The sequence below is a fragment of the Xylophilus sp. GOD-11R genome (assembly GCF_033546935.1).
Taxonomy (GTDB): Bacteria; Pseudomonadota; Gammaproteobacteria; order Burkholderiales; family Burkholderiaceae_C; genus Xylophilus.
On sequence record NZ_CP137854.1, the window covers coordinates 2,481,425 to 2,505,632 of the forward strand.

23 protein-coding genes and 2 tRNA genes are annotated in these 24,208 nt (G+C 66.9%); 10 read left to right on the forward strand and 15 right to left on the reverse strand.

Features of this window, described 5'->3' with window-relative positions:
* The first annotated feature begins 63 nt into the window (after positions 1-63).
* Complete coding sequence (locus tag R9X41_RS11695) at positions 64-1,236, forward strand: WG repeat-containing protein (protein WP_318635041.1); 1,173 nt, start codon at positions 64-66, stop codon at positions 1,234-1,236.
* Here R9X41_RS11695 and R9X41_RS11700 read toward each other — a convergent pair.
* From R9X41_RS11700 to R9X41_RS11715, 4 genes are all read right to left on the reverse strand, one after another.
* Positions 1,225-1,572: a hypothetical protein gene (locus R9X41_RS11700; RefSeq protein WP_318635042.1), complete on the reverse strand. Its 348-nt coding sequence runs from the start codon at positions 1,570-1,572 to the stop codon at positions 1,225-1,227. The genes R9X41_RS11695 and R9X41_RS11700 overlap by 12 nt on opposite strands.
* Before the next feature lie 63 nt (positions 1,573-1,635).
* Positions 1,636-3,060 (reverse strand): ATP-dependent RNA helicase DbpA, encoded by a 1,425-nt coding sequence (gene dbpA / locus R9X41_RS11705; RefSeq protein ID WP_412556703.1) that lies wholly within the window; start codon positions 3,058-3,060, stop codon positions 1,636-1,638.
* 146 nt (positions 3,061-3,206) lie between these two features.
* Positions 3,207-3,524: a hypothetical protein gene (locus tag R9X41_RS11710; RefSeq protein ID WP_318635043.1), complete on the reverse strand. Its 318-nt coding sequence runs from the start codon at positions 3,522-3,524 to the stop codon at positions 3,207-3,209.
* Positions 3,525-3,820: 296 nt separating this feature from the next.
* Positions 3,821-3,897 (reverse strand) — tRNA-Pro (locus R9X41_RS11715).
* 103 nt (positions 3,898-4,000) lie between these two features.
* Between R9X41_RS11715 and R9X41_RS11720 the strand changes: the two genes are divergently transcribed.
* From R9X41_RS11720 to R9X41_RS11730, 3 genes are all read left to right on the forward strand, one after another.
* Positions 4,001-4,462, forward strand: a complete 462-nt coding sequence (locus R9X41_RS11720; RefSeq protein ID WP_318635044.1) for a flavodoxin domain-containing protein — start codon at positions 4,001-4,003, stop codon at positions 4,460-4,462.
* Between the two features lie 88 nt (positions 4,463-4,550).
* Entirely contained in the window at positions 4,551-5,534 is a 984-nt protein-coding gene (locus R9X41_RS11725; RefSeq protein ID WP_318635045.1) for a hydroxyacid dehydrogenase, read from the forward strand.
* A gap of 36 nt (positions 5,535-5,570) precedes the next feature.
* Positions 5,571-5,645: transfer RNA gene (locus R9X41_RS11730), tRNA-Arg, on the forward strand.
* A 27-nt stretch (positions 5,646-5,672) separates the two neighbouring features.
* On the opposite strand, the gene R9X41_RS11735 is transcribed toward R9X41_RS11730, so the two are convergent.
* From R9X41_RS11735 to R9X41_RS11755, 5 genes are all read right to left on the reverse strand, one after another.
* Positions 5,673-5,849, reverse strand: coding sequence for a hypothetical protein (locus R9X41_RS11735; protein WP_318635046.1), 177 nt, complete (start codon positions 5,847-5,849; stop codon positions 5,673-5,675).
* 201 nt (positions 5,850-6,050) lie between these two features.
* Positions 6,051-7,181 (reverse strand): branched-chain amino acid ABC transporter substrate-binding protein, encoded by a 1,131-nt coding sequence (locus R9X41_RS11740; RefSeq protein WP_412556687.1) that lies wholly within the window; start codon positions 7,179-7,181, stop codon positions 6,051-6,053.
* A gap of 123 nt (positions 7,182-7,304) precedes the next feature.
* Positions 7,305-7,670, reverse strand: a complete 366-nt coding sequence (locus R9X41_RS11745) for a hypothetical protein (RefSeq protein ID WP_318635047.1) — start codon at positions 7,668-7,670, stop codon at positions 7,305-7,307.
* A gap of 13 nt (positions 7,671-7,683) precedes the next feature.
* A complete protein-coding gene (locus tag R9X41_RS11750) occupies positions 7,684-8,115 on the reverse strand; it encodes a DNA polymerase III subunit chi (RefSeq protein ID WP_318635048.1) in 432 nt (143 codons plus the stop codon).
* A gap of 16 nt (positions 8,116-8,131) precedes the next feature.
* A complete protein-coding gene (locus R9X41_RS11755) occupies positions 8,132-9,685 on the reverse strand; it encodes a leucyl aminopeptidase (protein WP_318635049.1) in 1,554 nt (517 codons plus the stop codon).
* 31 nt (positions 9,686-9,716) lie between these two features.
* On the opposite strand from R9X41_RS11755, the gene lptF reads away from it, so the two are divergent.
* The 5 genes from lptF to R9X41_RS11780 all read left to right on the forward strand — a co-directional run bounded on the left by lptF (position 9,717) and on the right by R9X41_RS11780 (position 14,497).
* The gene (lptF, locus tag R9X41_RS11760) at positions 9,717-10,835 is read left to right on the forward strand and encodes an LPS export ABC transporter permease LptF (RefSeq protein WP_318635050.1); all 1,119 of its coding nucleotides are present in this window, start codon (positions 9,717-9,719) and stop codon (positions 10,833-10,835) included.
* Positions 10,832-11,935, forward strand: coding sequence for an LPS export ABC transporter permease LptG (gene lptG, locus R9X41_RS11765; RefSeq protein WP_318635051.1), 1,104 nt, complete (start codon positions 10,832-10,834; stop codon positions 11,933-11,935). The genes lptF and lptG overlap by 4 nt, the downstream gene beginning before the upstream one ends.
* 4 nt (positions 11,936-11,939) lie before the next feature.
* Positions 11,940-12,302: a sirohydrochlorin chelatase gene (locus R9X41_RS11770; RefSeq protein WP_318635052.1), complete on the forward strand. Its 363-nt coding sequence runs from the start codon at positions 11,940-11,942 to the stop codon at positions 12,300-12,302.
* A 67-nt stretch (positions 12,303-12,369) separates the two neighbouring features.
* Positions 12,370-13,317, forward strand: coding sequence for a CysB family HTH-type transcriptional regulator (locus tag R9X41_RS11775; RefSeq protein ID WP_318635053.1), 948 nt, complete (start codon positions 12,370-12,372; stop codon positions 13,315-13,317).
* A complete protein-coding gene (locus tag R9X41_RS11780; protein WP_318635054.1) occupies positions 13,307-14,497 on the forward strand; it encodes a pyridoxal phosphate-dependent aminotransferase in 1,191 nt (396 codons plus the stop codon). Before R9X41_RS11775 ends, R9X41_RS11780 begins: the two co-directional genes overlap by 11 nt.
* A 12-nt stretch (positions 14,498-14,509) precedes the next feature.
* On the opposite strand, the gene R9X41_RS11785 is transcribed toward R9X41_RS11780, so the two are convergent.
* From R9X41_RS11785 to R9X41_RS11795, 3 genes are all read right to left on the reverse strand, one after another.
* Positions 14,510-14,959: a DUF4174 domain-containing protein gene (locus R9X41_RS11785; protein ID WP_318635055.1), complete on the reverse strand. Its 450-nt coding sequence runs from the start codon at positions 14,957-14,959 to the stop codon at positions 14,510-14,512.
* A gap of 73 nt (positions 14,960-15,032) precedes the next feature.
* Entirely contained in the window at positions 15,033-16,226 is a 1,194-nt protein-coding gene (locus R9X41_RS11790; RefSeq protein WP_318635056.1) for a cyclic di-GMP phosphodiesterase, read from the reverse strand.
* 238 nt (positions 16,227-16,464) lie between these two features.
* Positions 16,465-16,923 (reverse strand): Cd(II)/Pb(II)-responsive transcriptional regulator, encoded by a 459-nt coding sequence (locus tag R9X41_RS11795; RefSeq protein WP_318635206.1) that lies wholly within the window; start codon positions 16,921-16,923, stop codon positions 16,465-16,467.
* 40 nt (positions 16,924-16,963) lie between these two features.
* On the opposite strand from R9X41_RS11795, the gene R9X41_RS11800 reads away from it, so the two are divergent.
* Complete coding sequence (locus tag R9X41_RS11800) at positions 16,964-19,114, forward strand: heavy metal translocating P-type ATPase (RefSeq protein WP_318635057.1); 2,151 nt, start codon at positions 16,964-16,966, stop codon at positions 19,112-19,114.
* Here R9X41_RS11800 and R9X41_RS11805 read toward each other — a convergent pair.
* From R9X41_RS11805 to R9X41_RS11815, 3 genes are all read right to left on the reverse strand, one after another.
* Positions 19,105-19,425, reverse strand: a complete 321-nt coding sequence (locus R9X41_RS11805; protein WP_318635058.1) for a hypothetical protein — start codon at positions 19,423-19,425, stop codon at positions 19,105-19,107. The two genes, R9X41_RS11800 and R9X41_RS11805, sit on opposite strands and share 10 nt — an antisense overlap.
* Positions 19,426-19,632: 207 nt before the next feature.
* A complete protein-coding gene (locus R9X41_RS11810) occupies positions 19,633-20,721 on the reverse strand; it encodes a PA0069 family radical SAM protein (RefSeq protein ID WP_318635059.1) in 1,089 nt (362 codons plus the stop codon).
* A gap of 23 nt (positions 20,722-20,744) precedes the next feature.
* Positions 20,745-24,113: an error-prone DNA polymerase gene (locus R9X41_RS11815; protein ID WP_318635207.1), complete on the reverse strand. Its 3,369-nt coding sequence runs from the start codon at positions 24,111-24,113 to the stop codon at positions 20,745-20,747.
* Positions 24,114-24,208 lie beyond the last annotated feature (95 nt).

Here is a 24,208-nt window from a genome sequence, read left to right on the forward strand (position 1 = left end):
CGGCCGATTTTCCTGGCGCGCCGATCGGTGGCGCTCCTCTTTATCCTGACTGTGGCGTGCGGTGTGGCACGCGCCCAGAACCAGCAATCCGAATTCGCGATCGAGCCCTGCCAGAGCCGCAAGACCGCGCTCTGGGGCCTCTGCCGGTCCGATGGCAGCGATGCGCCGCCGGTCGTGGCGCAGACCTTCGACTTCGTCGGATCCGGCTCCGCGCTGTTTCCCGCACGCGCCGAAGCGGGTTCGCCCATGGGCTACATCGACCGGCGAGGCCAGTGGCGCGTGCCGCCGCGCTTCACCTCGGCGCGCTCGTTCAGCGAAGGACTGGGCGTGGTCACCGACGGAAACCGTTCGGCGGCCATCGACGCCACGGGCCATGCGGTCATACCGTGGTTCGACGGCCTGCTCTACCCCTTCAGTCAAGGGCGCGCCTGTTTCGTGCCGCAGGGCCGCATCGAACTCGGCTGGCTGGGCCGATGGCGCCAGCGCTGGTTCGGCCGTGCAGGCGACGATCCCTATCCTGCGGCCTGGTGGAAAATCGAGGGTCGCGCCGGCTTCATGGACACGAGCGGCAAGGTGGTGATGGCACCGCAGTTCGAGCCCAAGCTCAATTTCCTGGTCGGCGGCTGCGGTTTCGGCCCGGCCGGTTTTGCGGCAATGCGCCTGGACGGCCAGGAAGGCCTGATCGACCGCGACGGCCGCTGGGCCGTGAGGCCCGAGTACGAATACCTGGGCATCGTCTTCTCGGGCAACCGCAAGGTGGTCGCGATGATCGCCGACCGCATGATCGAGCGCGGCTGGCTGCTCGACACGATCGAGCGCATGGACGGCTTCATGGGGCCGGACGGCGATGTCCGCTGGCGCGACACCGGTGGCCCGCGGGAAATGCCCGTGGCCGGCGGTCTGGTGCGATCCGCGGTGAACTACCTGCTTTTTCCACGCTGGCAGCAGGACCTGACTCGGCTGGAAGTATCGACCGCCATGCTGCTGGCATGGCTGGGCAGCCTGGCGCTCGGTGCGGTGGCGGGCATGGCGGTAATGCGTTCGCGGCGCGGCCACCAGGCGTTTTGGTGGCGGCTGCCGCTCGCGCTGGGGTCGGCGGTACTGACGGTGGCGGTGACTTTCCTGCTCGGCCTGCTGTCGGTGGCCATCACCGCGGCGCTGCTGCTCGGCGTTGCCGTGCTGATGGTGCGTGCGTGGCGCAAAAGCCGCCGCACGGCCCGCGTGTCAGGCGCCTAGCTCGTCGGGGCCGGTGGCGGCATCGACCTTTTCCAGGCTTTCCACCTGCAGGCTCTGCACGGCCCAGTCGTCGTCCGCGCCTTGGGTCAGCAAGCCCTGCACATGGGCACGGAGCGCCGGATGGCCGGCCTCGTCACCGTCGGTGCCGTAATGGAAATCGAACGCGCCATCGAACATCAGGCTGCCGTCGGTGTCGAAGCCCGCGCTGTCGATGACGTGGCGCCGCGGGCGTGTTCGGCTTCCATCGGGTACCGCCTCTTGCACCGCAGGACTGCGAAGCAGGCTCGCAAAAATGATCTCGACGAAATCTTCGGCAATATCGACGGCGGTTTTCATGCGTTCGTGTGCGCTGAAGTCATTCGGACGGTCAGCATAGGGGCGCGGCCGGCGCCTGCAGTGTCAGCTTTCTTCTCCATCGAGCAGGCGAACCTTCACACTGCGCCCCTTTACCTTCCCAGCCGACAGCCGGCGCAGCGCCTCGGCGGCAATGGCGCGGTCCACCGCGACATAAGTGGAAAACTCGTTGACGTTGATGCGACCGACTTGCTCCTTGGCGTAGCCGCAGTCGCCAGTCAGCGCACCCAGGATGTCGCCGGCCCGGATCTTTTCCTTGCGACCGCCGATGAGCTGCAAGGTTGCCATGGGTGCCTGCAGGGGCGCACCGCCCGCCGGCGTCAACTCGGACAGCGGGTGCCAGTCCGATTCACGGCCCTGCAGCTGCTCGATGCGGCCTACCGCGCCCATCTCGTCCAGGCTTGCCAGGTTGAGCGCCAGCCCGGGCTCGTCGCCCTGCCCTTGCCGGCCGGTGCGGCCGATGCGGTGGATGTGCACCTCGGCGTCCGGCGTGGTGTCGACGTTGATCACGGCTTCGAGGTTGGCCAGATCCAGCCCGCGCGCCGCGACGTCGGTCGCCACCAGTACCGAACAGCTGCGGTTGGCGAACTGCACCAGCACCTGGTCGCGATCGCGTTGTTCCAGATCGCCATGCAGGGCAAGCGCTGAGACGCCACCCGCCCGCAGCACCGCCGCCAGGTCGCGACATTGCTGCTTGGTATTGCAGAACGCCAGCGTGCTCTGCGGCCGGAAGTGATCGATGAGCAGGGACACCGCATGCAGCCGTTCGCTGTCGCGCACCTCGTACCAGAGTTGCCGGATGCGCGTCGGCGCATGCTGCGAGGCGACCTCGATACGCTGTGGTTCACGCATGAAGCGCGCGGCGATCTGGGCGATGCCTTCCGGATAGGTGGCGGAAAACAGCAGCGTCTGTCGCGCCTTCGGGCAACGCGAAACGACCTTGCCGATGTCCTCGACGAAGCCCATGTCGAGCATGCGATCGGCTTCGTCGAGCACCAGGGTGTTGAGCGCCGAAAGATCGAGCGTTTCGCGGTCGAGGTGATCGAGGATGCGGCCGGGCGTGCCGACCACCACGTGGGCGCCGTGCTCGAGGCTCGCGATCTGACCGCGCATCGCCACACCACCGCACAAGGTGACGACCTTGATGTTCTCCTCGGCACGGGCGAGTCGCCTGATTTCGGTGGTGACCTGGTCGGCGAGCTCGCGCGTGGGGCACAGCACCAGCGACTGCACCGCGAAGCGCCGTACATTGAGGTTGGCGAGCAGCGCTAGGCCGAAGGCGGCCGTCTTGCCGCTGCCGGTGCTGGCTTGTGCGATCAGGTCCTTGCCCAGCAAGGCGGGCGGCAGGCTGGCGGCCTGGATAGCCGTCATGGTGCGATAGCCAAGCGATGCCAGATTGGCCAGCACCTGCGGAGGTAAACCCAGGCGATCGAAAGTGTCCGGCGACGCCGGTGCGGGAGAGTCAGCGATCAAGGGGACGAACCTGTCGGGAAAGTGGCGACACCGGCGAGAAGACCCGTCGGTCCGCCGGTGGCTGAAGAGAAACGAAACGATGACCGGCGAAAGAACCCGCGAGCCACCAGGGACGGCGGCCGAATTTTTCGCAAATCAAATGCTTAGCAAAGTTTACCGCGCGGTGGCGAGGCGAAGAACGACAAGTGCTCCTCGATGGAGCGCCGGATGCGTCCCTCCACCACCTCGCTGCCGACTTCGTTGCCGGTGTCGCCAGACGCGTTGTCGAGAATCGTGGTGCGTGGCTGCGGCTGGCGGTCGACACCGACCACGGTCGCGGTCCAGCCGAAACGGATGCATCCCTGTCGGTCCCGGCGAGGCTTGCTGTAGCTGCCTTTGAAGGCAAACGGTTTTTCACTCCCGCCCGCGCCGTGCAGGTATGCGGTGCCGAAGAATGTTGTTCGCTCGGTAATACGGCTCATGCAAACTCCCTTGCATAACGGCCGGTATCGGACGATCCCGATAACCAGCAGATCGCGCGACCATTCTGGTTAACTTTTTGCTACTTTTGCAATATGGGAAATCGCTAGAAAGGGGGATCGATCTGTGGAAATAGGCGAACTCCTACATGGTTGCCGACCGAATTTCGAAGTTCCGGTGCTGCGCCCGGGCTGAATGCGCTCACCGCTGCCGTTTACGGACAGCCCTGAATGCAAAAAACCCCGTGTTCCAGAAGAACCGGGGTTTGTCACAACAGCACCTCGGGGATGATGCCAAATGGTCGGAGCGGCGGGATTCGAACTCGCGACCCTCTGCTCCCAAAGCAGATGCGCTACCAGGCTGCGCTACGCTCCGACTTCCGCATTCTAACCTGAACGCGGAGGGCTCCCGACGCGATGCCACGACCCACCTTTGCGAGTCTTCGCAAATCTTCCACTTTTCAGCCTTACCGACCTGCATGCCACTGAGAATTTTGTACGCCACCGTGTCCGGCAACGCGCGTTTGGTCGCCGAGGCCGTGGCACTCGACGCCGATGGCCTGTGGACCGCGCCGATCGATGTGCAGGACATGCACGACGCGACATCCGCCGTCTTCGAACCGGGCGGCACCACGCTGCTGCTGTGCATCGCCAGCACCGGCTCCGGCAACGTTCCCCCGGATGCCGTGGCGCTCTACCAGGACCTCCAGGACGCCCCGCGCTATCTCGGCGGGCTGCGCTATGGCCTGGTGTCCCTGGGCGACAGCAGTTATGGCAGCACCTTCGGCGGCGGCGCGGCGCAATTCGACGCGGCCCTGCAGGACCTGGGGGCCGAGCGCATCGGCGAGCCGCTGCAGATCGATGCGATGGAGCATGATGAGCCGGAAGCTGTCGCACTCGCCTGGTTTCGTGACTGGAGCGAATCCGCTCCAGCTGTCTGAACGGCATGGTCTTACCGGCATCTCCCGTGCTTCGGACTGCCGAAGAGACGGTGCCGTTTTTCTGGTTTTGCTCTGGTTTGGAAATGACATGAACGCCACATGCGTGATCGCGCAGCCAATCCACCCCATCGGCGCCGAGGTCCTGCGCTCGGCCGGCTGCACGGTGATCGAACCCAGGAACGCGGCGGCTCTCGAAGACGCCCTGCCCGACGCCGATGCGGTCATCGTGCGGGACGGCTTGTCGGCGGCCGAGATCGATAGCGGCGCACGCCTGTTGATCATTGCGAACCATGGCACCGGCACCGACCGCATCGACGTCGCGCATGCGAGCGAACACGGCATTCCAGTGACGCACACACCCGGCGCCAACGCGCGCTCGGTAGCGGAGCATGCTCTGATGCTCATGTTCGCGACCGCGCGGCAGGCGGTTGTCGCCGATGCCGCCACCAGGCGAGGTCACTGGGGTTTCAAATACCAGCGGCCGATGATGTCGCTGTACGGTCAGACGCTCGGCATCGTCGGCTTCGGCCGCAGTGGACAGATGCTCTGCGAGATGGCGTCGAAGGGTCTGGGCATGCGGGTGCTGGTGTGGTCGCCAAAGGCCGAGCACGAACTCATCCAGCTGTCCTGCGGCCACGCGGTCGATTCGCTCGATGAACTGCTGGAGCAGGCCGATGTGGTGTCCCTGCACCGGTCGATGAAACCGGAAAACCGTCGCACGCTTGATTCGGCGGGCATCGCCCGCATGAAACCGCGTGCCATCGTCATCAACACCTCCCGTGGAGGTTTGATCGATGAAGACGCACTGGTTGACGCCCTGACGCAGGGCCGGCTATTCGGCGCCGGTCTCGATGTGTTCGACACCGAACCTTTCGCCGCAACCAGCCGTCTGGCGTCACTGGAAAACGTGGTGTTGACCCCTCATGTGGCGGGCTCGTCTCAGGAGGCGCTGTACGCCATGGCCAGCCAGTGCGCCCAACAGGTGATAGATACCCTGGCAGGCCGACAACCCGTCGACATGGTGCGACCGGGCGTGTGGTCGGTTCGGCGAAGGAACGTCGTGGTGGTTTGATGATCCCTGCCTTGGCAACCGCTAAAATGTCGGGTTCCGCCCGTCGTTCAACGGATAGGACATCGCTCTTCTAAAGCGACCATGGGGGTTCGATTCCCTCCGGGCGGACCAAATGCATTCAACTCGCCGCATCTCGCCTCAACGATTGAACCGCCACGAGGCCGACGGCCACGCGAAGGCGGCGGCCTCCAGAAATCGTGGGTGCGCCTTGAAGTGAAACGAGATGACGTGGTGCAGCAGATGCGCACCGGCGGTCAGCGCGTCATTGGCGCGGTGAGCGCGTGTTGCGCCTGCAGAAAAAATCTTGATTGGCATGACTGTGGCTCCATCGAGTGATGAGTCATGCTGTTCCCCCACCCTGTACACAAGGCTTCGGCCCATGCCGGGCATGGCTGTGGGACCACGCCGACGTCGCCCGTCGGCCCCGGGATCGCTGCCTATAGGGCGTTTCGGACCATTCAGGCGGCTCCGAAAACAGAAAACCCGGCCATTCGGCCAGGTTTTCTGTTATTTGCGTCAGCTCAGCGGAACTCGCTTGCCATCCTTGAAGATGTAGAGCGTCATCGCCGGATTCTTCAGCTCGCCGTTGGGCTCGAACGCGATGTTCGCGGTCACGCCCTTGTAGTTGGTCTGCAGCAGCGCCGGGATGTACACCTTGGGGTTCCAGGAGTTGGCACGCTTCATCGCGTCTGCCAGCACCATGGTCGCATCGTAGGTGTACGGGCTGTAGATCTGGTACTGGTTTGGATACTTGGCGTCGTAGCGCTTCTTCCAGGCTTCGCCGCCCGGCATCTTCACCAGCGAGGCGCCACCTTCGGCGCAGACCACGTTGTCGAGCGCCTTGGCATTGCCCGAAAGCTTGGACATTTCGGCGGTGCAGATGCCGTCGCCGCCGAACATGCGCACATTGCCCATTCCCAGCTGCTCCATCTGGCGCAGCATCGGTCCGGCTTGCGAGTTCATGCCCCCGTAGAAGATGCCGTCCGGCGCCTTGGCCTTGACCGCGGTCAGGATGGCCATGAAGTCGGTGGCCTTGTCGGTGGTGTATTGCTCGTCGACGATCTGCACGCCCTTGGCGGCCGCAGTCTTCTTGAACACTTCGGCCACGCCCTGCCCGTAGGCGGTGCGGTCGTCGATGATCGCGAACTTCTTGAGCTTTAGCGCGTCGGCCGCATAGAACGCCAGGCCGGCGCCCAGCGCGTTGTCGTTGGCGATGATGCGGAAAGTGGTGTTGTAGCCGGGCTTCATCAGCGCCGGGTTGGTGGCGGCACCGGTCACGTGCGGAATGCCGCAGTCGTTGTAGACCTTGGACGCGGGAATGGTGGTGCCCGAGTTCAGGTGACCGACCACGCCGGCCACCTTGGCGTCGCACAGCTTTTGTGCAACGGCCGTGCCCTGTTTCGGGTCGGCGGCGTCGTCCTCGCCGACCATTTCCCACTTGATCTTCTTGCCGTTGATGACGATGTTCTGGGCGTTCAGGTCGTCGATGGCCATCAGCACACCGTTTTCGTTGTCGCGTCCGAAATGAGCCTGCGCGCCCGACATCGGTGCGACGTGTCCGATGCGGATCACCTGCACGTCCTGTGCCATCACCTGACTGCACGCCACGGCTGCTGCGGCGGCAATCACGATCACTTTCATCTGCATGAACATCTCCAGTTGCAATAGTGTGGAACCGCCCGGATGCGGCCCAAAGCGTTGAACGCAAAAACCGAGCCGGACAACACTAGCACGACGTTCCGCCCATGAAAACAGGGCGCGCCCCGTTGCTCAAGGCGCGGAGCGGTCCCCGGGAGACGCGGCGAATTCCGCCGCCAACGCGTTGGCGACCGAACGCTGTACCGTCGCGACGATCTGCTCGCGCAAGGCGGGCAGCATCGCCTCGACCTGCCGGGCGACCACGAGCCGGATCGCTTCGGAAAGCTCATCTTCGACTCCGGCGTCGACGCGTTGCAGCACGCGGTGGGCGATCTGTTCGGCGAACGCGTCTTCGGCGGCCGGAGCCTGGGCTTGCGGCGCCAGGAGCGAAGCCGAAGGTGGCTCGGGATTCCGCCCGGGAGCCGGTTCATGCCGTGCCGACCTCGGCTCGACCACTTCGGTCAGGGTCGGGATGAACCGGGGCAGCTCGGGTGACATGCGGGCAAGCGGGTCAGGAGCGCAGGGCGAGGTCGTGGCGCGTGATGGCGTAGCCACGGTCGGCATAGTGTTTCCAGCGCGTGCGGGCGCGCTGGCGGTCGTCGGCATCGTCGCGGCCGACGACTTCGATCAGGCGCTCGTAAGTGCCGAAGCCGGACGGAATCTCGTCGCCCAGGTTCACCAGCACCTGCTGGTGCGGCATGCCTTGCGGGGAACTCGACAGCACCACGGGCGAAGCCGCGAGCACGAACGCCGGCGCGTCGCCCCTGCAGTGCGCCAGGAACTCGTGCGGCGCCATGCTCCAGAGGCTGCGGTCGAGCAGGCCGAGCGTCTCGTCGCTGCCCAAGACCACCATGCGCGCACCGCTGCCCAGGGCCTTGCGCAGCAGCCGGCAGGCGTAGGCCACCTTGTCGGGCGCATTGAAATGAAAGGCGACCTCGGTCATGCGTGAAGCAGCGAGCTCAGGTGGCCGGATTGCGTGCCGACTTGGCGGCCACGACGGGCTTGGCCACCTTGGCGGGCGCCTTGCGCGCCACCTTCTTCGCAGGCACCGGCTTGACCGGCTGACCCACTTGCGACACCACGTACTGCAGCAGCAGGCCGACCGGACGTCCGGTGGAGCCCTTGGCCGCACCGCCCTTCCACGCGCTGCCGGCGATGTCCAGATGTGCCCACGGGTACTTGCGCGCGAAGCGCTGCAGGAACTTGGCGGCGGTCACCGCGCCGCCGGCCCGCCCGGCCACGTTGGCGACGTCGGCAAAATTGGTCTTGAGCCCGTCGGCATAGTCGTCGTCGAGCGGCATGCGCCAGCAAAGGTCCATGGCCGTGTCGCCGGCGGCCTGCAGCGATGCGGCCAGGGCGTCGTCCGACGAGAAGAGCCCGCTGCGCACGGCGCCCAGCGCCACCACGCAGGCGCCGGTGAGAGTGGCGATGTCGACCACGGCGCGCGGTTCGAATCGCTCGGCGTAGGTGAGTGCGTCGCACAGCACCAGGCGGCCTTCGGCGTCGGTGTTAAGCACCTCGATGGTCTGGCCACTCATGCTGGTGACCACGTCGCCGGGCTTGAGCGCCCGGCCGTCGGGCATGTTCTCGGCAGCGGGAATGAGGCCCACCACGTTGATCGCCGGCTGCAACTCGGCCAAGGCACGGAAGGTGCCGAGCACGCTGGCCGCGCCACACATGTCGAACTTCATTTCGTCCATCTCGCCGGCCGGCTTGATGGAGATGCCGCCGGTGTCGAAGGTGATGCCCTTGCCGACCAGCACCACCGGCGCCTCGCCTTTGGACGCGCCGTCGTAGCGCAGCACGATGAAGCGCAATTCCTGCTCGGAGCCCTGCGCCACGGCCATGAAGGAGCCCATGCCGAGCTTGGCCACTTCGCGCGGACCGAGCACCTCGACCTTGATGCGTGGCAGCTTGCCCAGCGTACGGGCCGCGTCGGCCAGCAGGGTCGGCGTGGCGTGGTTGGACGGGCGATTGCCCCATTCCTTAGCGAACTCCACACCCACGACCTGCGCACTAGCGTGGGCGAAAGCCTCGCGCACCGGGGCGGTATCGGCCACGCCCACCGTCACCCGCTCGATGCGGCGTGCATCGGCCTTGGGTTTGGTGGTGGTGAAGACATAGCTCGCGTCGGCAGCGGCGTTGACGGCGGCGCGCACGGCGGCGGGGGCATCGGACAGGCCGGCGGGCAGCACGACCACGATACGGCGCACGCTCGTGAGCGCCTTCAGGCCGGAAACCGCGGCCGTGACCGCCTGGCGCACTGCACCCGCGCTGCCGTCGCCGGCGCCGGCCAGGAGCACCCGCGGTGCGGCGATGCCGGCGGGGCGATAGAGGCTCAGCAGCTTGCCCGCCTTGCTTTCCAGATCACCCGCCTTGCGGGCCGCCGCGACGGCGGTGGAGAGCGGGTCCGATGCGTCGGAGGAGAAAGATTCGGGGACCAGCACGACGAGTGCGTCGGCCTTCTCGGTGGCCGCCCTCGCGGTATCGAGTGTCTTGAGTTGGAAGTCCATAATCCGCGGTTCGTTCACGATTGTCGAACCGATGTTATTCCATTCCTCCGTACGCAAGGAGCTGGCCCGGAGCTTCGGGGCCACCCTGGTCGTGCTGGCGACCGTCGTCATGACGATCATGCTGATCCGCGTGCTGGGGCAAGCCGCCAAGGGCAGCGTCAACCCTTCCGACGTGCTGTTGGTGATGGGCTTCACCGTGCTGTCGCAACTGCCCACCATCCTGGCCCTGAGCCTGTTCATCTCCATCGTCGGGACGCTCTCGCGCATGTATCGCGACAGCGAGATGGTCATCTGGATGTCGGCCGGACGCGGGCTCGGCTCGCTGCTGCGGCCGCTGCTGCGCTTCTCCTGGCCGGTGCTGGCCGCCGTGGTGGTGCTGTCGCTGGGCGTATGGCCCTGGGCCAACGGCCGCATCCAGGAACTCAAGGACCGCTACGAACGCCGGGGCGACATCGAGCGTGTGGCGCCGGGCCAGTTCCAGGAGTCCGCGCGCGGCAACCGGGTGTTCTTCATCGACAAGGAAACGCCTGATGCCTCCACCGCCAACAACGTCTTCATCGCCGCCAACAACCTGGGCCAGGAGGTCGTGACCTCGGCGCGCAGCGGCCGCCTGGCCACCATCGGAGAAGACCGCTTCGCCGTGCTCAACGACGGCCAGCGGCTCGAGAGCAATACCGGCAAGCCGGGCCTGAAGATCAGCGACTTCCGCGAACTCGGCAACCGCCTGGGCAGCGGTGCCCAGGCCGCCCGGGACGAGACGCCGGTACGGGCCAGGTCCACCCTGCAACTGATCACCGATCCCAGCCCCATGAACCGCGCCGAACTCGGCTGGCGCATCGGTCTGGCGCTGGCCGCGTTCAACTTCGTGGTGATGGCGCTGGCGATGGCCAGCGTCAATCCGCGCGCGGGCCGCAGCGGCAACCTGGTGTTCGCGCTGTTCGCTTTCATCCTCTACTACAACATGCTCAATCTCGGCCAAGGCTGGATCCTCACCGGCCGGCTCAATATGCCCGGGCTGCTGTTGGTGTTGCACGGTGGCGTGTTCGTCGCGTGCATGCTGCTGCTGGCCAAGCGCCATGCGCAGTGGTCGTGGCGCTCCATGCTCAAACCGCGCGCGCCCACGGCGCAGGCAGCCGGGGGCGCCGCTTGAAGACCATCCGCCGCTATCTCTACACAGACGTCGTCACGGCCGTCGCGTTCGTCACGCTGGGCTTCCTGGCGCTCTTCTTCTTCTTCGACCTGGTGGACGAGTTGCGCTGGGTCGGTCGCAGCAATTCGGGCTACCAGGTCACCCAGGCGCTCGGCTTCGTGGCGCTGTCGATTCCCGGCCACCTCTACGAACTGCTGCCGATCACCGTGCTGATCGGCACCATCTTCGTGATGGCTCGCCTGGCGCAGAGCTCCGAATACACCATCCTGCGCACCAGCGGCCTCGGGCCCTGGCGGGCGTTGCAGATGCTGCTGACGCTGGGCATGGCCTTCGCGGTGCTGACCTTCGCGGTGGGCGACTACGTATCGCCCTACAGCGAACGCGCGGCGCAATTGGTCAAGGCGCGTTTCCAGGGCGACCTCACCACCGGCCAGACCGGCGCCTGGCTGCGTGAGCGCCAGGGCAACGACGCCTTCGCGGTGAACGTGCAGTCGCTGTCCTCCGACGGTCGCATGAAGGGCGTGCGCATCTTCGCCTTCGACGATCGCGGCTTCACGCTCGCCATGACGCAGGCCGAAGGCGCCATCTTCGGCCCAGGCGCCGCCTGGACGCTGCAGGGCGTGCAGCGCAGCGAGTTCCACACCCGGGGCCTGGAGCGGGCGCGGGTGGAGCGACAGGTGAAGGATTCGATGGTCTGGCCGACCCGCATCAGCACCGAGATGGTCGCCGCCGCCGTGTTGCAGCCCGACAAGATGCCCACGCTCGACCTGTTCCAGTACATCCGCCACCTCGATGCCAACGGGCAGTCGGCCCAGCGCTACGAGATCGAGTTCTGGCGCAAGGTGTTCTATCCGCTGTCCTGCCTGGTGATGGTCGTGCTCGCCCTGCCCTTCGCCTACCTGCACTTCCGGTCGGGCGGCATCGCCACCTATGTGTTTGGCGGTGTCATGGCGGGCATCAGCTTCTTCTTGCTCAACAACGTCTTCGGCTACATCGGCAACCTGCAGAACTGGCTGCCCTGGCTCACGGCGGCGGCGCCGGGCATCATCTACAGCATCCTGTCGCTCACCGCCTTCGGCTGGCTGGTGCTGAGGAGATAGATCCATGAAAAAAGCGGTGATCCTGTTCGGCCACGGTTCGCGCGATCCGGCCTGGCGCCAGCCGATCGAGGCGGTCTGCTCACGCTTGCGACGCGACTCGCCCGAGCTGGAAGTGCGCTGCGCCTACCTGGAACTGACCGAGCCCGACCTGCCCTCGACGATCGAAGAGCTCGTCGCCGTCGGCGTCGACGACGTGCGGGTCGTGCCGATGTTCCTCGGCACCGGGCGCCATGCACGCGAAGACCTGCCGCGCATCGTCGACCGCGAGCGCGAAAAGCACCCCGGCGTCCGCTTCGACCTGCGCCAGGCGGTGGGCGAAGACCCGCGTCTGCTGGAACTCCTGGCCCATATCGCTGCCAAGGATTGAGCCGAAGGCTGGGCTTAAGCTTCCAACCAGGAAGCATAATGGCGACTGTCTTTAGCCTCGATCCGACATGAACCTCCATCAGTTCCGCTTCGTGCAGGAAGCCGTGCGACGCAACCTCAACCTGACCGAGGCCGCCAAGGCACTGCACACCTCGCAACCGGGGGTGTCCAAGGCCATCATCGAATTGGAAGAAGAGCTGGGCGTGGAGATATTCGCCCGCCATGGCAAACGACTCAAGCGCGTCACCGAGCCCGGCCAGCACGTGCTGGCGAGCATCGAACTGATCATGCGCGAGGTAGGCAACCTGCGGCGTATCGGCGAGCAGTTCAGCGCGCAGGACAGCGGCACGCTTTCCATCGCCACCACCCACACCCAGGCGCGCTATGTGCTGCCGATTCCCGTGGCGAAGCTGCGCGAGGCCTATCCCAAGGTCAATGTGAGCCTGCACCAGGGCTCGCCCGACCAGGTGGCGCGCATGCTGCTCGACGACACCGCCGAGATCGGCATCGCCACCGAATCGCTCGCCAGCTACGCAGACCTGGTCACCCTGCCCTGCTACCAATGGGAACACGTGCTGGTGGTGCCGCACGGCCATCCGCTCGCCCAGGTGGAGCGTGTCACGCTGGAAGAACTCGCCCGCGAGCCGATCGTCACCTACCACCCGTCGTTCACCGGCCGAACCCGCATCGACCAGGCCTTCGCCACCAAGAAGCTCACCCCGCGCATCGCCCTGGAGGCGATCGACTCCGACGTCATCAAGACCTACGTGCGGCTGGGCCTGGGCATCGGCATCGTCGCCGAGATGGCGGTGCGCGGCGAAGGCAACGAATCTTCCGACCTGGTGGTGCGTCCGGTTGGCCACCTGTTCGGGCAGAACGTGGCGCGCGTGGCTTTCAAGCGCAGCGCCTACCTGCGCAACTTCGTCTTCAAGTTCGCCGAATTGCTGAGCGACCGCCTCAACCGCGACCTGATCGCCAAGGCCTTGTCGGGCCATTTCCATGACCATGAACTCTGAGATTCTCCTGACGTCGGCCGCCGGCTCCGCCCCGCGCACCCCGACGCCGCCCAGCCGCCTGCCGGCGGTGGGCATCACCATCTTCACCGTGATGTCGGCTTTGGCGGCGCAGACCGGCGCGGTCAACCTCGGCCAAGGTTTTCCGGATTTCGACTGCGATCCGCGCCTGCTCGACGCGGTGAATCAGGCCATGCGCGAAGGCGCCAACCAGTACGCCCCCATGACCGGCGCCGCGCCGCTGCGAGAGGTGATGGCCGCCAAGATCGAGGCCGAGCACGGCCGCCGCTACGACCCCGCGATGGAGATCACCATCACCGCCGGCGCAACCCAGGCCATCCTCACCGCCCTGCTGGCCGTGGTGCAGCCGGGCGACGAAGTCATCGTGCTGGAGCCCTGCTACGACAGCTACGTGCCCGGCATCGTGATGGCCGGCGGCGTGCCGGTGCGGGTGCCGCTGGTGCCCGGCACCTTCCGGCCGGACTTCCCGCGCATCGCCGCCGCCCTGTCGGCGCGCACCCGCGCGATCATCGTCAACAGCCCGCACAACCCGAGCGCCACCGTGTGGACACGCGACGAGATGTTGCAGCTGCAGGCCTTGCTCGCGCCGACCGACGTCGTCGTCATCAGCGACGAGGTCTACGAGCACATGGCTTTCGACACGGCGCACGAAAGCGCCTCGCGCTTCGACGGCCTGGCCGCGCGCAGCTTCGTGGTGTCGAGCTTTGGCAAGACCTTCCACGTCACCGGCTGGAAAGTCGGCACCGTGGTGGCGCCTGCCTCGCTCATGGCCGAGTTCCGCAAGGTGCACCAGTTCAACGTGTTCTCGGTCAACACGCCGATGCAGCACGGCCTGGCGCATTACCTGGCCGATCCTGCGCCCTACCGCGATCTGCCGGCTTTCTACCGACGCAAGCGCGAACTGTTCCGCTCCGGTCTGGCCGACTCGAGGCTGCGGCTGCTGCCGTGCGAAGGCACCTATTTCCAATGCGTCGACATCTCGGCCGTGAGCGACCGTTCGGAGGCCGATTTCTGCCAGTGGCTGGCGCGCGAACACCGCGTGGCCGCCATACCGATGTCGGCGTTCTACGGCAACGCCTTCGACCAGCACGTGGTGCGCTTCTGCTTCGCCAAGAAGGACGAAACCTTGCACGCCGCGCTGGAGCGGCTGCGGCGTCTTTGAGGTTGAGCGCGCTCAGTCGCGGCGCCGCATCGGCATGCGGTCTACTTCGGCGAATACCTCGCCCAGATCGACGTCGGCGCCTTTGGTGATCTTGGTGCCGCCGTCCTTGCCGACCAGCACGAAAGTGGGTGGGCCGGCCGCATCGAGTTGGAGCGCGTCGAGCAGGCCGGCGGTTTGGCGGCTGTCCAGCGGCTGGCGGTTGCGCTCGCCTTTACCGTCGACGACGGTATAGAGCACCATTTCCCGGTCGACGAAGGCTTCGCGGGTGGCGGTCTGCTGAAGCGCGGCGTCTATCCTGCGCAGCAGCGCGTCGTCCTGCCGGGGCACGACGACCACCACCGGCCGGGTCTTCCAGAGCTCCGCGGAAAGCGGATTTCGATCCATCGCCTGGGCCGCCACTGGCAGTCCCATCGACAGGCAGATGCCGGCGGCGCCGGCCTGGAGAATGGTTTTGCGTTTCATGCGCCTGTTCTAGCGCCGAAGGCGGTGCAACATGCCGGACGCACGCGCGCCCGGCTGTGCGAGCAGACCGACCTCAGCCCTCGATCCAGAGCGCGTCGAGGTTCCCGAAAGACCAACGCGCCGGGTCTTCCACCGACGCGATGCGGTCGGCACCGCCGGCCTGGCCCAGGTCGAGCCGCCGCGGCTCGATACGGGCGCCGGACTTCATCGAATAGAAAGCCTTCACCACCGGCGTCAGCAGGGTGTCGGTGTTCTGCTCGCACACCACCGCCAGAAAACCGGATTCCAGCTGAACCAGCGAGCCGATCGGATAGATGCCCAGGCTGCGGATGAAGGCCTGGAACAGCGTCGGGTCGAAATGCCCTTTCCAGCGCGCCATCTGCCGCACGGCGTGCGCCGGATCCCACGCGCTCTTGTACGGACGCGTCGAGGTGATCGCGTCGTAGACGTCGCAGATCGCACCCATGCGCGCATGCAGGCTGATCGCCTCGCCCGCCAACCGGGCGGGGTAACCCGAGCCATCGAAGCGTTCGTGGTGGTGCAACGCCACCGACTGCACTGCCGGCGTCACGGCGCCGCCGTTCTTGAGCAGGCGCCAGCCCTCCTCGGCGTGGCTCTTCATGACGGTGAATTCGGCCTCGCTGAGCGAACCGGGCTTGTTCAGCACATGCAGCGGCATCAGCGCCTTGCCCACGTCGTGCATCAGACCGCCGAGACCGGCTTCGCGCACCTCGTCCGGCGGCAGTCCGATCTGGGTCGCCAGCGCGACCATCAACCCGCACACCGCCACGGAGTGCATATAGGTGTAGTCGTCCACGGTCTTCAGGCGCGCCATGCCGATCAGCGCGCCCGGATTGCGGGCGACGGAAGAAGCGATCTCGTTGACCAGCGAAACCGCGCCGCCGGCGTCGATGGCGCGGCCCATGCGGATCTCCGAGAACATCGAGGCGACGCGTTCCTTGCCCTGTTCGCAGATCTCGCGGGCGCGCTCGAGTTCTTCATGCAGCGGAACCGGCTTGTCGTCCGGCACGACGATGGCGACCGCCGTCGGCGGCGTCGTGGGGGCAGCCAGCGCCTCGAGATCGCCCGGAGGCATCTCGATCGGCTCGGCCGGCGGAGCCACGTCCAGGCCACGGGCGATGTCGATCCAGACTTCCTGGATGCCGCTGGTCTTGAGGGAATGCAGGTCGGCGTCGTCCTCGATCACGAAGGCACGGCGCCAGAAAGGCGAATTCAGCCAGGAGCCGTCGAGCCGATGCAGAAACATGCCCGGTCGAACTTCCCGGACTGCGATCTTCTTCAACGAACTGTCCAGTCCCTGTCCCACGGCAATCGGCTTTCAAAGCGAGCACCGCGCGTCGGCAGGTCTCGGGGGTGGCGTAAAGCGCTGAAAAATACCAGATATGCCGGGTTTTCGACCGCCAGCGTCTTACAAAAAGTCACTCGAAAATAGCACGTCGATGCACTTTGGCTACGACGCCCCGGAAGGACACGCGTCCAGCTTCCTAAACGTGACGCCTGGTGACTGGCGTTGCGGCGGGAAGCGCCTGGGCGTCGGCGCGGCGATGCAGCGTTTCGATGATTCCGCAATGCCCCCCCTGCCCGTCACAGCGGTCGCGCAGCGCCACCAGGTTGGCTTCAAGCGAGCGCAATTCGGTCAGGCGCTGGCGGACGTGTTCGAGATGGCCTTCCAGCGTTTCGCGCGCCTGACCGCAATCGGCCTTGTCGTTCAGGTCCAGGCCGAGCAGGGTGCGCACCTCGTCGAGCGACATGTCCATGGCCCGACACAGCCGGATGAATCGCAGGCGGTGGATGTCCTCTTCGCCATAGAGACGATAGGCGGCCTCGCTTCGAGCTTGCGGCGCGAGCAGCCCTTCACGCTCGTAAAAACGGATGTTGGCGGCGCCGATGCCGCTGAGGCGTGCTGCATCTCCGATGCGCAGGTAGGGACTTGGCGACGGCATGGCTTGACCTTCAAGCAACTTCAGGGTTTGGAATGATGCCATGCACGATCACGCACATCCTGTCTCGCCGGACCATCCGGCCGCTCCCGTTACGCCGCCCGCAGGTGTCCGGCCCGCCTCGTCGACCGCCCGGCGCCCCTCGGCGACCGCGCCCATTGCCTGCTGCGGTTGCCGGCCTGCGCCGGAGCCGAAAGCCAAGGCCGATCACCCCGACCATGCGGGGCACGAACATGGCCACGGCGAACACGGCGACCACGCGGAGCACGATCACGATCATTCCGCCCTTCCCGGCCGCTGGCGCCTGGGCGCCGCACTCGCCCTGGCGGCTGCGGCCGAAGGCCTGCATCTGCTGGCCGGCGAAAGCTCGCCCATCGCGCAATACGGCGGCATGGCACTGGCGGCCGTCGCGATCGGGCTGGCGGGCGTGGGCATCTATGCGTCGGGATGGAAATCGCTGCTGCGGGGCCAACTCGGCATCGACGCGCTGATGGCAGTGGCGGTCACTGGCGCCTTCCTGCTCGGCCAGTGGCCGGAAGCCGCCATGGTGATGGCCCTCTACGCGCTGGCCGAACGCATCGAGGAAGCGGCCGCGACCCGGGCGCGCAATGCGGTGGGCAGCCTGCTCGCGCTGCGGCCCGAAAATGCCGAAGTGCGCGACGCCGCCGGCACCTGGACGAAACAGCCGCTCGATGCCGTGACCCTGGGCGCCACCGTGCGCATCGGCCCGGGCGGGCGCATTCCGTTCGACGGTACCGTCACCGAAGGCCGCGGCGCGGTGGACGAGGCGAGCATTTCCGGCGAAAGCCTGCCGGTCGACAAGGCGCCTGGCGACACGCTGTTCGCCGGCACGCTCAACGCGGAGTCGTCGCTCGAATTCCGGGTCGATTCGGTCGACGGCCAGACGACGCTGGACCGCACCATCCGCTCGGTGGAAGAAGCCCAATCCGCGCTGGCGCCGACGCAACGGCTGGTCGACCGCTTCGCCAAGGTCTACACGCCGATCGTCTTCGGGCTGGCGGTGCTGCTGGCCGTGGGGGCACCGCTGGTGCTTGGCTGGGCCTGGCGCGATGCCGTGTACCGCGCGTTGGTGCTGCTCGTCATCGCCTGCCCCTGCGCGCTGGTGCTGTCGACGCCGGTGACGGTGGTGAGTGCGCTCGCGGCAGCAGCACGGCGCGGCATCCTGATCAAGGGGGGCGTGTGGCTGGAACAGGCACGGTTGCTGCGCCTGGTGGCTTTCGACAAGACCGGCACACTGACCCAGGGAAAGCCGGTGCTGGTGGAACACCGGCTGACCCGAGCTGATCAGGATGCCGGCTCGGCGCTGGCAGATGCGGCCGCGCTGGCGATGCGCTCCGACCACCCGGTCTCCAAGGCCCTGGTGGCCGGCTTGCCCGACGAGGTGCGCGATGCGGCGCCGGTTGTCGACGACTTCCGCGCGCTCAGCGGCCGCGGCGTGGCCGGTCGCATCGCCGGCCGTTCAATGCTGTTGGGCAATCGCCGCCTGATGACCGAACAGGGCTTCTGGACCGAAGCTGTCGAGGCGATGGTCGCGCCGCACGAACAGGCGGGCCGCAGCGTGACGCTGCTGGCCGACGGCCAGGCGGTGCGTGCCGTCTTCGCCGTGGCCGACACCTTGCGGCCGAGCGCCCGTGAAGCGGTCGAAGCGCTGGCGCGCCTGGGCATCGGCAGCGCCATGCTGACCGGCGACCACCCCGCCGCCGCGCAGGCCATCGCGCGCGAAGCGGGCATCACGCAGGTTCGCGCCGGGTTGCTGCCCGACGAGAAGCTGGCGGCCATCGCCGAATTGCAAGGTCTGCACGGCCAGGTGGCGATGGCGGGGGACGGCATCAACGATGCGCCGGCGCTCGCCCGGGCCGATATCGGCGTGGCGATCGGCGCGGCCGGCACCGATGTGGCGGTGGAGACGGCCGGCATCGTGATCCTGCACGACGACCTGCGTCGGGTCGCCGAGGTGGTCCGGCTTTCGCGCCGCACCCGCACGGTGCTCTTGCAGAACATCGCCATCGCGCTGGGGCTGAAACTGGTGTTTCTGGTGTTGGCCATCGCCGGGCTGGCCACGATGTGGATGGCGGTGTTCGCCGATGTCGGCGCGAGCCTGCTGGTCATCGCCAATGGGCTGCGCATGCTGCGCTTGGGCAGCAGTGGCGGCGGCGCCCGCGCTCACGGATGACTGGGTCGTAGCCGGGAGCGCTGCACCACCACATGGGCGGCAGGTGCCAGGCGGTGCAGTCTTTCGCGTTTCATGGTCTGCAGGCGCTCGCCGAGGGACTCGATGGTGCGCGCGAGTTCCAGGCGGCGCGGCAGGCCGGGCACCGATGCCGCGAGTTCGTCGCGGTCCTGGCGCGCGAAGGCCAGTTCGCTTTCGCGCCGGATCAGCGCGGCCCGCAGGCGGATGTTCTCGGCTTCGAGGGCCGATAGCTGGTCGAGCAAGGTGCGCCGGTCCGGCGGCTTGCTCGCGGTGGTGATCGAAGGACTGGACAACGTGCTCTCCTGGTGAAGCGCCGCTAGGCCGAGGGCCCGAACGGCATGCGTAGATTCTTGATCACGCCTGCGGTAATCACGCCGAAATGGGCTGGTCCGCCCGGGCTAGCGGCGTTGGGGCGAACCGGTTCGAAAGGTTACTTGTCGGTGGTATGTCGGACAGGCTTGCCGCTGGATGCGAGCGCGCCGGCTGGAAGATTCCGCGCCTCAGAAGAGATGCGTCTGCCCGCCGACGCCGGGTGGCCGAAAGTGTTCCAGCGTCGACACGGTGCGTTCCCGGTTCAGGCCGAAGCGGCGGGTCGCTGTTTCGAAGCGGCGGCGGATCAGCTCCGACCAGAGCCCGCTGCCCTTCATGCGGGTGGCGAAGTCGGCGTCGTAGTCGCGGCCGCCCCGCATTTCCTGGATACGCGCCATGACCCGGGCCGCGCGCTGCGGATAGTGCAGATCGAGCCATTCGCGAAACAGCGGCGCCACTTCCCAGGGCAGCCGCACCACCGTGTAGAAGGCGCTGCGGGCGCCGGCCTCGCGGGCGGCTTCGAGCACCTGTTCCATGTCCTCGGTAATGAAGGGAATCTGCGGCGCCACGCTGACCCCCACCGGCACGCCCGCGTCGACCAGCGCCCGGATGGTCTGCAGCCGCCGGTGCGGAGCGGCGGCGCGCGGTTCCAGGATGCGGGCCAGGCGCGCGTCGAGCGTGGTGATGGTGATGTAGACGGCGGCCAGGCGTTTTTGAGCCAGCGGCGCGATCAGGTCGAGGTCGCGCTCGACGGCGCTCGATTTGGTGACTAGCCCGAACGGATGGCGAGCCTCGCCGAGCACTTCGATGACCGAACGGGTGAGTCGCAGCTCGCGCTCGATCGGCTGGTAGCAGTCGGTGGCGGTGCCGATGGCGATGTGGCTGGGCCGGTAACCCGGACGGGCGAGTTCCTGGCGAAGTACGTCGGCGATGTTGCGCTTGGCGATGAGCTGGGTCTCGAAATCCAGACCCGGCGAAAAGTTGAGATAACTGTGCGTGGGCCGCGCAAAACAATAGATGCAACCGTGTTCGCAGCCGCGATATGGATTGATCGACGCGTCGAACGGAATGTCGGGCGAGTCGTTGCGGCTGATGACGCTCTTGGCATCTTCGAAATGGATCTGGGTGCGGATCTGGGCGGGCCGGTCGGCCTGGAGATCGGCCAGGGTATCCCAGCCGTCGTCCCAGGCATCGCGCTCGTCTCGCGAAAAGCGGTGGGCTAGCTGCGTGGCGCTGCCACGGCCCTTGATGGCTTCGACGGGAATGCGGGTGGTGCTCACGGTGGATGCCTCGGTTCTTCTTTTCAGTGAAAGTCGCGGCTCTTGCGGGTGCCGAGCCGACCGAGCCAGTGCGACATGTCCTTGAACTTCCGGCCCAGCAGGTGGCGCACCTGGCCGCCGCTGTCCTTGTCGCGCTGCCAGGTGCCGCTGACGGCCAGCAGGCGCGACTTGAGCAGCGCTTCGCGCCACTGCTCCACCGCGTCGGCCCAGACGATGACGTTGACGATGCCGGTCTCGTCTTCCAGGGTGACGAACAGCGTGCCCTTGGCCGTGGGCGGGCGCTGGCGCATGGTGACGATGCCGCAGGTGCGCACCACGCTGCCGTGCGGCAGGTCGCGCAGGGCGCGGGCGGTCTGCAACCGGTAGTGGTCCATTCTTTCGCGCAGCAGGGCCAGCGGATGGCGGCGCAGGGTGAGCCCCAGGGAAGCGTAGTCGCCGACGATCTCTTCGAACTCGCCGGCACGGGGCATCTCGAGCGCCGGCTCGTTGACCGGCACGCCACGCAGCAGCGCGGGTGCGCGTTTCTGGGCGCTGGCTTCCCACATCTGCTGGCGCCGGTGGCCCGCGAGCGACTGCAGCGCGTCGGCCGCGGCCAGGGCCTGCATGTCTCGGGTGTCGAGCTCGGCGCGCAGGGCCAGGTCTTCGGTGCTGGTGAACGGCGCCTGCTCGCGCGCGGCGACGATGCGTTGCATGCCCGCTTCGGACAAGCCCCCCACCAGCCGCAGCGACAGCCGCACCGCCGGCTGCGGCAGCCGCCCGGGTTGCGGCACCCGGGTACCGGGCCAGACCGGCTCGCCCGGCGCAGCGCGAGAAGGCATGCCCGTCGCGGCTTCGGGCCGGGGCCGCGTGGCCCATTCGACGCCGGTGTAGAGCCGCTTCGACACCCGCGAGGGCATCTCCAGCACCGAATCGATGCCGCTGGCGCACACGTCCACTGGCCGCACTTCCACCTGGTGGCGGCGGGCGTCCTGCACCAGCTGCGAGGGCGAATAGAAACCCATGGGCTGGGCATCGAGGATGCCGGCCAGGAAGGCGGCCGGCTCGTGGCACTTGATCCAGCAGCTCAAATAGACCAGCAGCGCGAAGCTGGCGGCATGGCTTTCCGGAAAGCCGTATTCGCCGAAACCCTTGATCTGCTCGAAGACGCCATGGGCGAAGTCCTGGGGATAGCCTCGGTCGATCATTCCCTGCACCAGCGCGTCCTGGAAATGCGCCACGCCACCCTTGCGCCCCCAGCCGGCCATGGAGCGACGCAGGCCGTCGGCCTTGTCGGCGCTGAATCCGGCCGCGTCCATGGCCAGCTGCATCACCTGCTCCTGGAAGATGGGCACGCCCAGGGTGCGCTTGAGCGATCGTTCGAGCTCGTCCTTGATATAGACGATCTGCTTGCCCTCGCGCCGCGCCTGCCGCGCCTTGAGGTAGGGATGCACCATCTTTCCCTGGATCGGCCCGGGCCGCACGATGGCGACTTCCACCACAAGGTCGTAGAACTCGCGCGGCAGCAGGCGCGGCAGCATCGACATCTGCGCGCGGCTTTCCACCTGGAACACGCCGATGGTGTCGGCGGTGCACACCATGTCGAACACCTCCGCCTGGTCGCGCGGGATCTCGGCCATGGTCCATTCGAGGCCGCGCCAGCGGTTGCGAAAGTCGATCATGCGGCGCAGCGCCGACAGCATGCCGAGTGCCAGCACATCCACCTTCATCAGGCCGACGGCTTCGAGGTCGGCTTTCTCCCACTGGATGATGGAGCGGTCTTTCATGCTGGCGGGCTCGACCGGTACCAGGCGCGTCAGCGGCCCTTCCGTCAGCACGAAGCCGCCCACGTGCTGGCTGAGATGGCGGGGAAATTCACGCAATTCGCAGGTGAGCTTGAGCCACTGGTCGATGAGGCCTTGCGGCGCGCTCACCCCGGAGCGCTCCTGCGCTTCGGCGATCTGCTGTTTCAGGATGTCCTTGTCGAACCAGTAGTGGTCCTTGGCAAAGGCGTCGACCAGCGCCTCGGGCACGCCGAGTGCCGCGCCCACGTCGCGAATCGCCATGCGCGAGCGGTAGCGCACCACTACGGCGGCGATGGCGGCGCGGTCGCGGCCGTACTTTTTGTAGATGTACTGAATGACCTCTTCGCGCCGCTGGTGCTCGAAATCGACGTCGATATCCGGCGGCTCGTCGCGCTCCTTGCTGATGAACCGTTCGAACAGCAGGTTGGAATCGTCCGGCCGGACCTCGGTGATGCCCAGGCAATAGCAGACCACCGAGTTGGCGGCCGAACCCCGGCCCTGGCAAAGGATCTTCTCGACGCGCGCGAACCGCACGATGTCCTCGACCGTCAGGAAATACATCTCGTAGTTCTTGAAGGCGATGAGCTCGAGCTCTTGCTCGATCTGGTCCAGCACCTTCTGCGTGGCGCCGTCGGGATAGCGGGTCTTCACGCCTTCCTCCACCAATCTGCGCAGCGCCTGGGCAGACGTCAGCCCGGGAGGAATGGTTTCGCGGGGGTAGTGGTAGGCGATCTCCTCCATCTTGAACGTGCATCGCCCAGCCAGCAGTTGCGTGGCCTGGAGAAGTTCGGCCGGATACAGCTCGCCCAGCCGTTCCAGCGGCCGCAGATAGCGCTGGGCGTTGCGTTGCAGGGCAAAGCCGCATTCGGCCACCGGTCGCCCATGGCGCACCGCGGTAAGCACGTCCTGCAGGGGTTTGCGCGAGGACTTGTGCATGTGCACGTCGCCGCAGGCCAGCAGCGGCAAGCCGGCGGCCGCTGCGCCCTGCTGCAGCATGTCGAGCCAGAGGTCGTCGTCGAATTCGCAGAAGAGCTCGACGCCCAGCCACAGGCCATGCGCACCGAAACGCTCCACCGCCGTGATCAGGCGCGCCTGCAGGTCGAGCGCATCGACCGGCTGGCCGGGCGGCCGGTGCGGCAGGTAGATGCGTTCGCAGCCGTGCAGCAGCGAGAAGTCGATGGCGCGAACCTCGTATTCGCCCTTGTGGGCCGCGCCGCGCGCGGCGGTTATCGCCTGGCACAAGCCACCCCAGCCGTCCAGGTCGCGGGCGATGGCGACCAACCGGGCGCCGTCTTCGAGCAGAAATTCGCTGCCGTAGAGAAGATGGATGTCGGGTGGTTCTGGGGGGGTGGGTGCGTCACCTTGGGCGCCCTGGTCGGGATGGTCCTTGCGCCAGTCCTCGATCAGGTGGCGGCGGAACTGGCGCAGGCCGTCCCAGGCGCGCACCACGCCCGATACCGAGCATTCGTCGGTGATGGCGATGCCCCGGTAACCCAGGGCCAGCGCCTGCAGCACCAGTTCGTCGGGGTGCGAGGCGCCGCGCTGGAAGCTGAAGTTGGTGATGCAGTGCAGTTCGGTATAGGCGGCAGTGGCTGGGCCGGGCACGGGCATGCCAGCGGACGCCTCGACGCCGGGCTGCGCCTTGTCCTGCACCCGCAAAGGCGCAGGAAAAGGCAAGACCGGCGCCGGACGCCCCTGCAGATTGA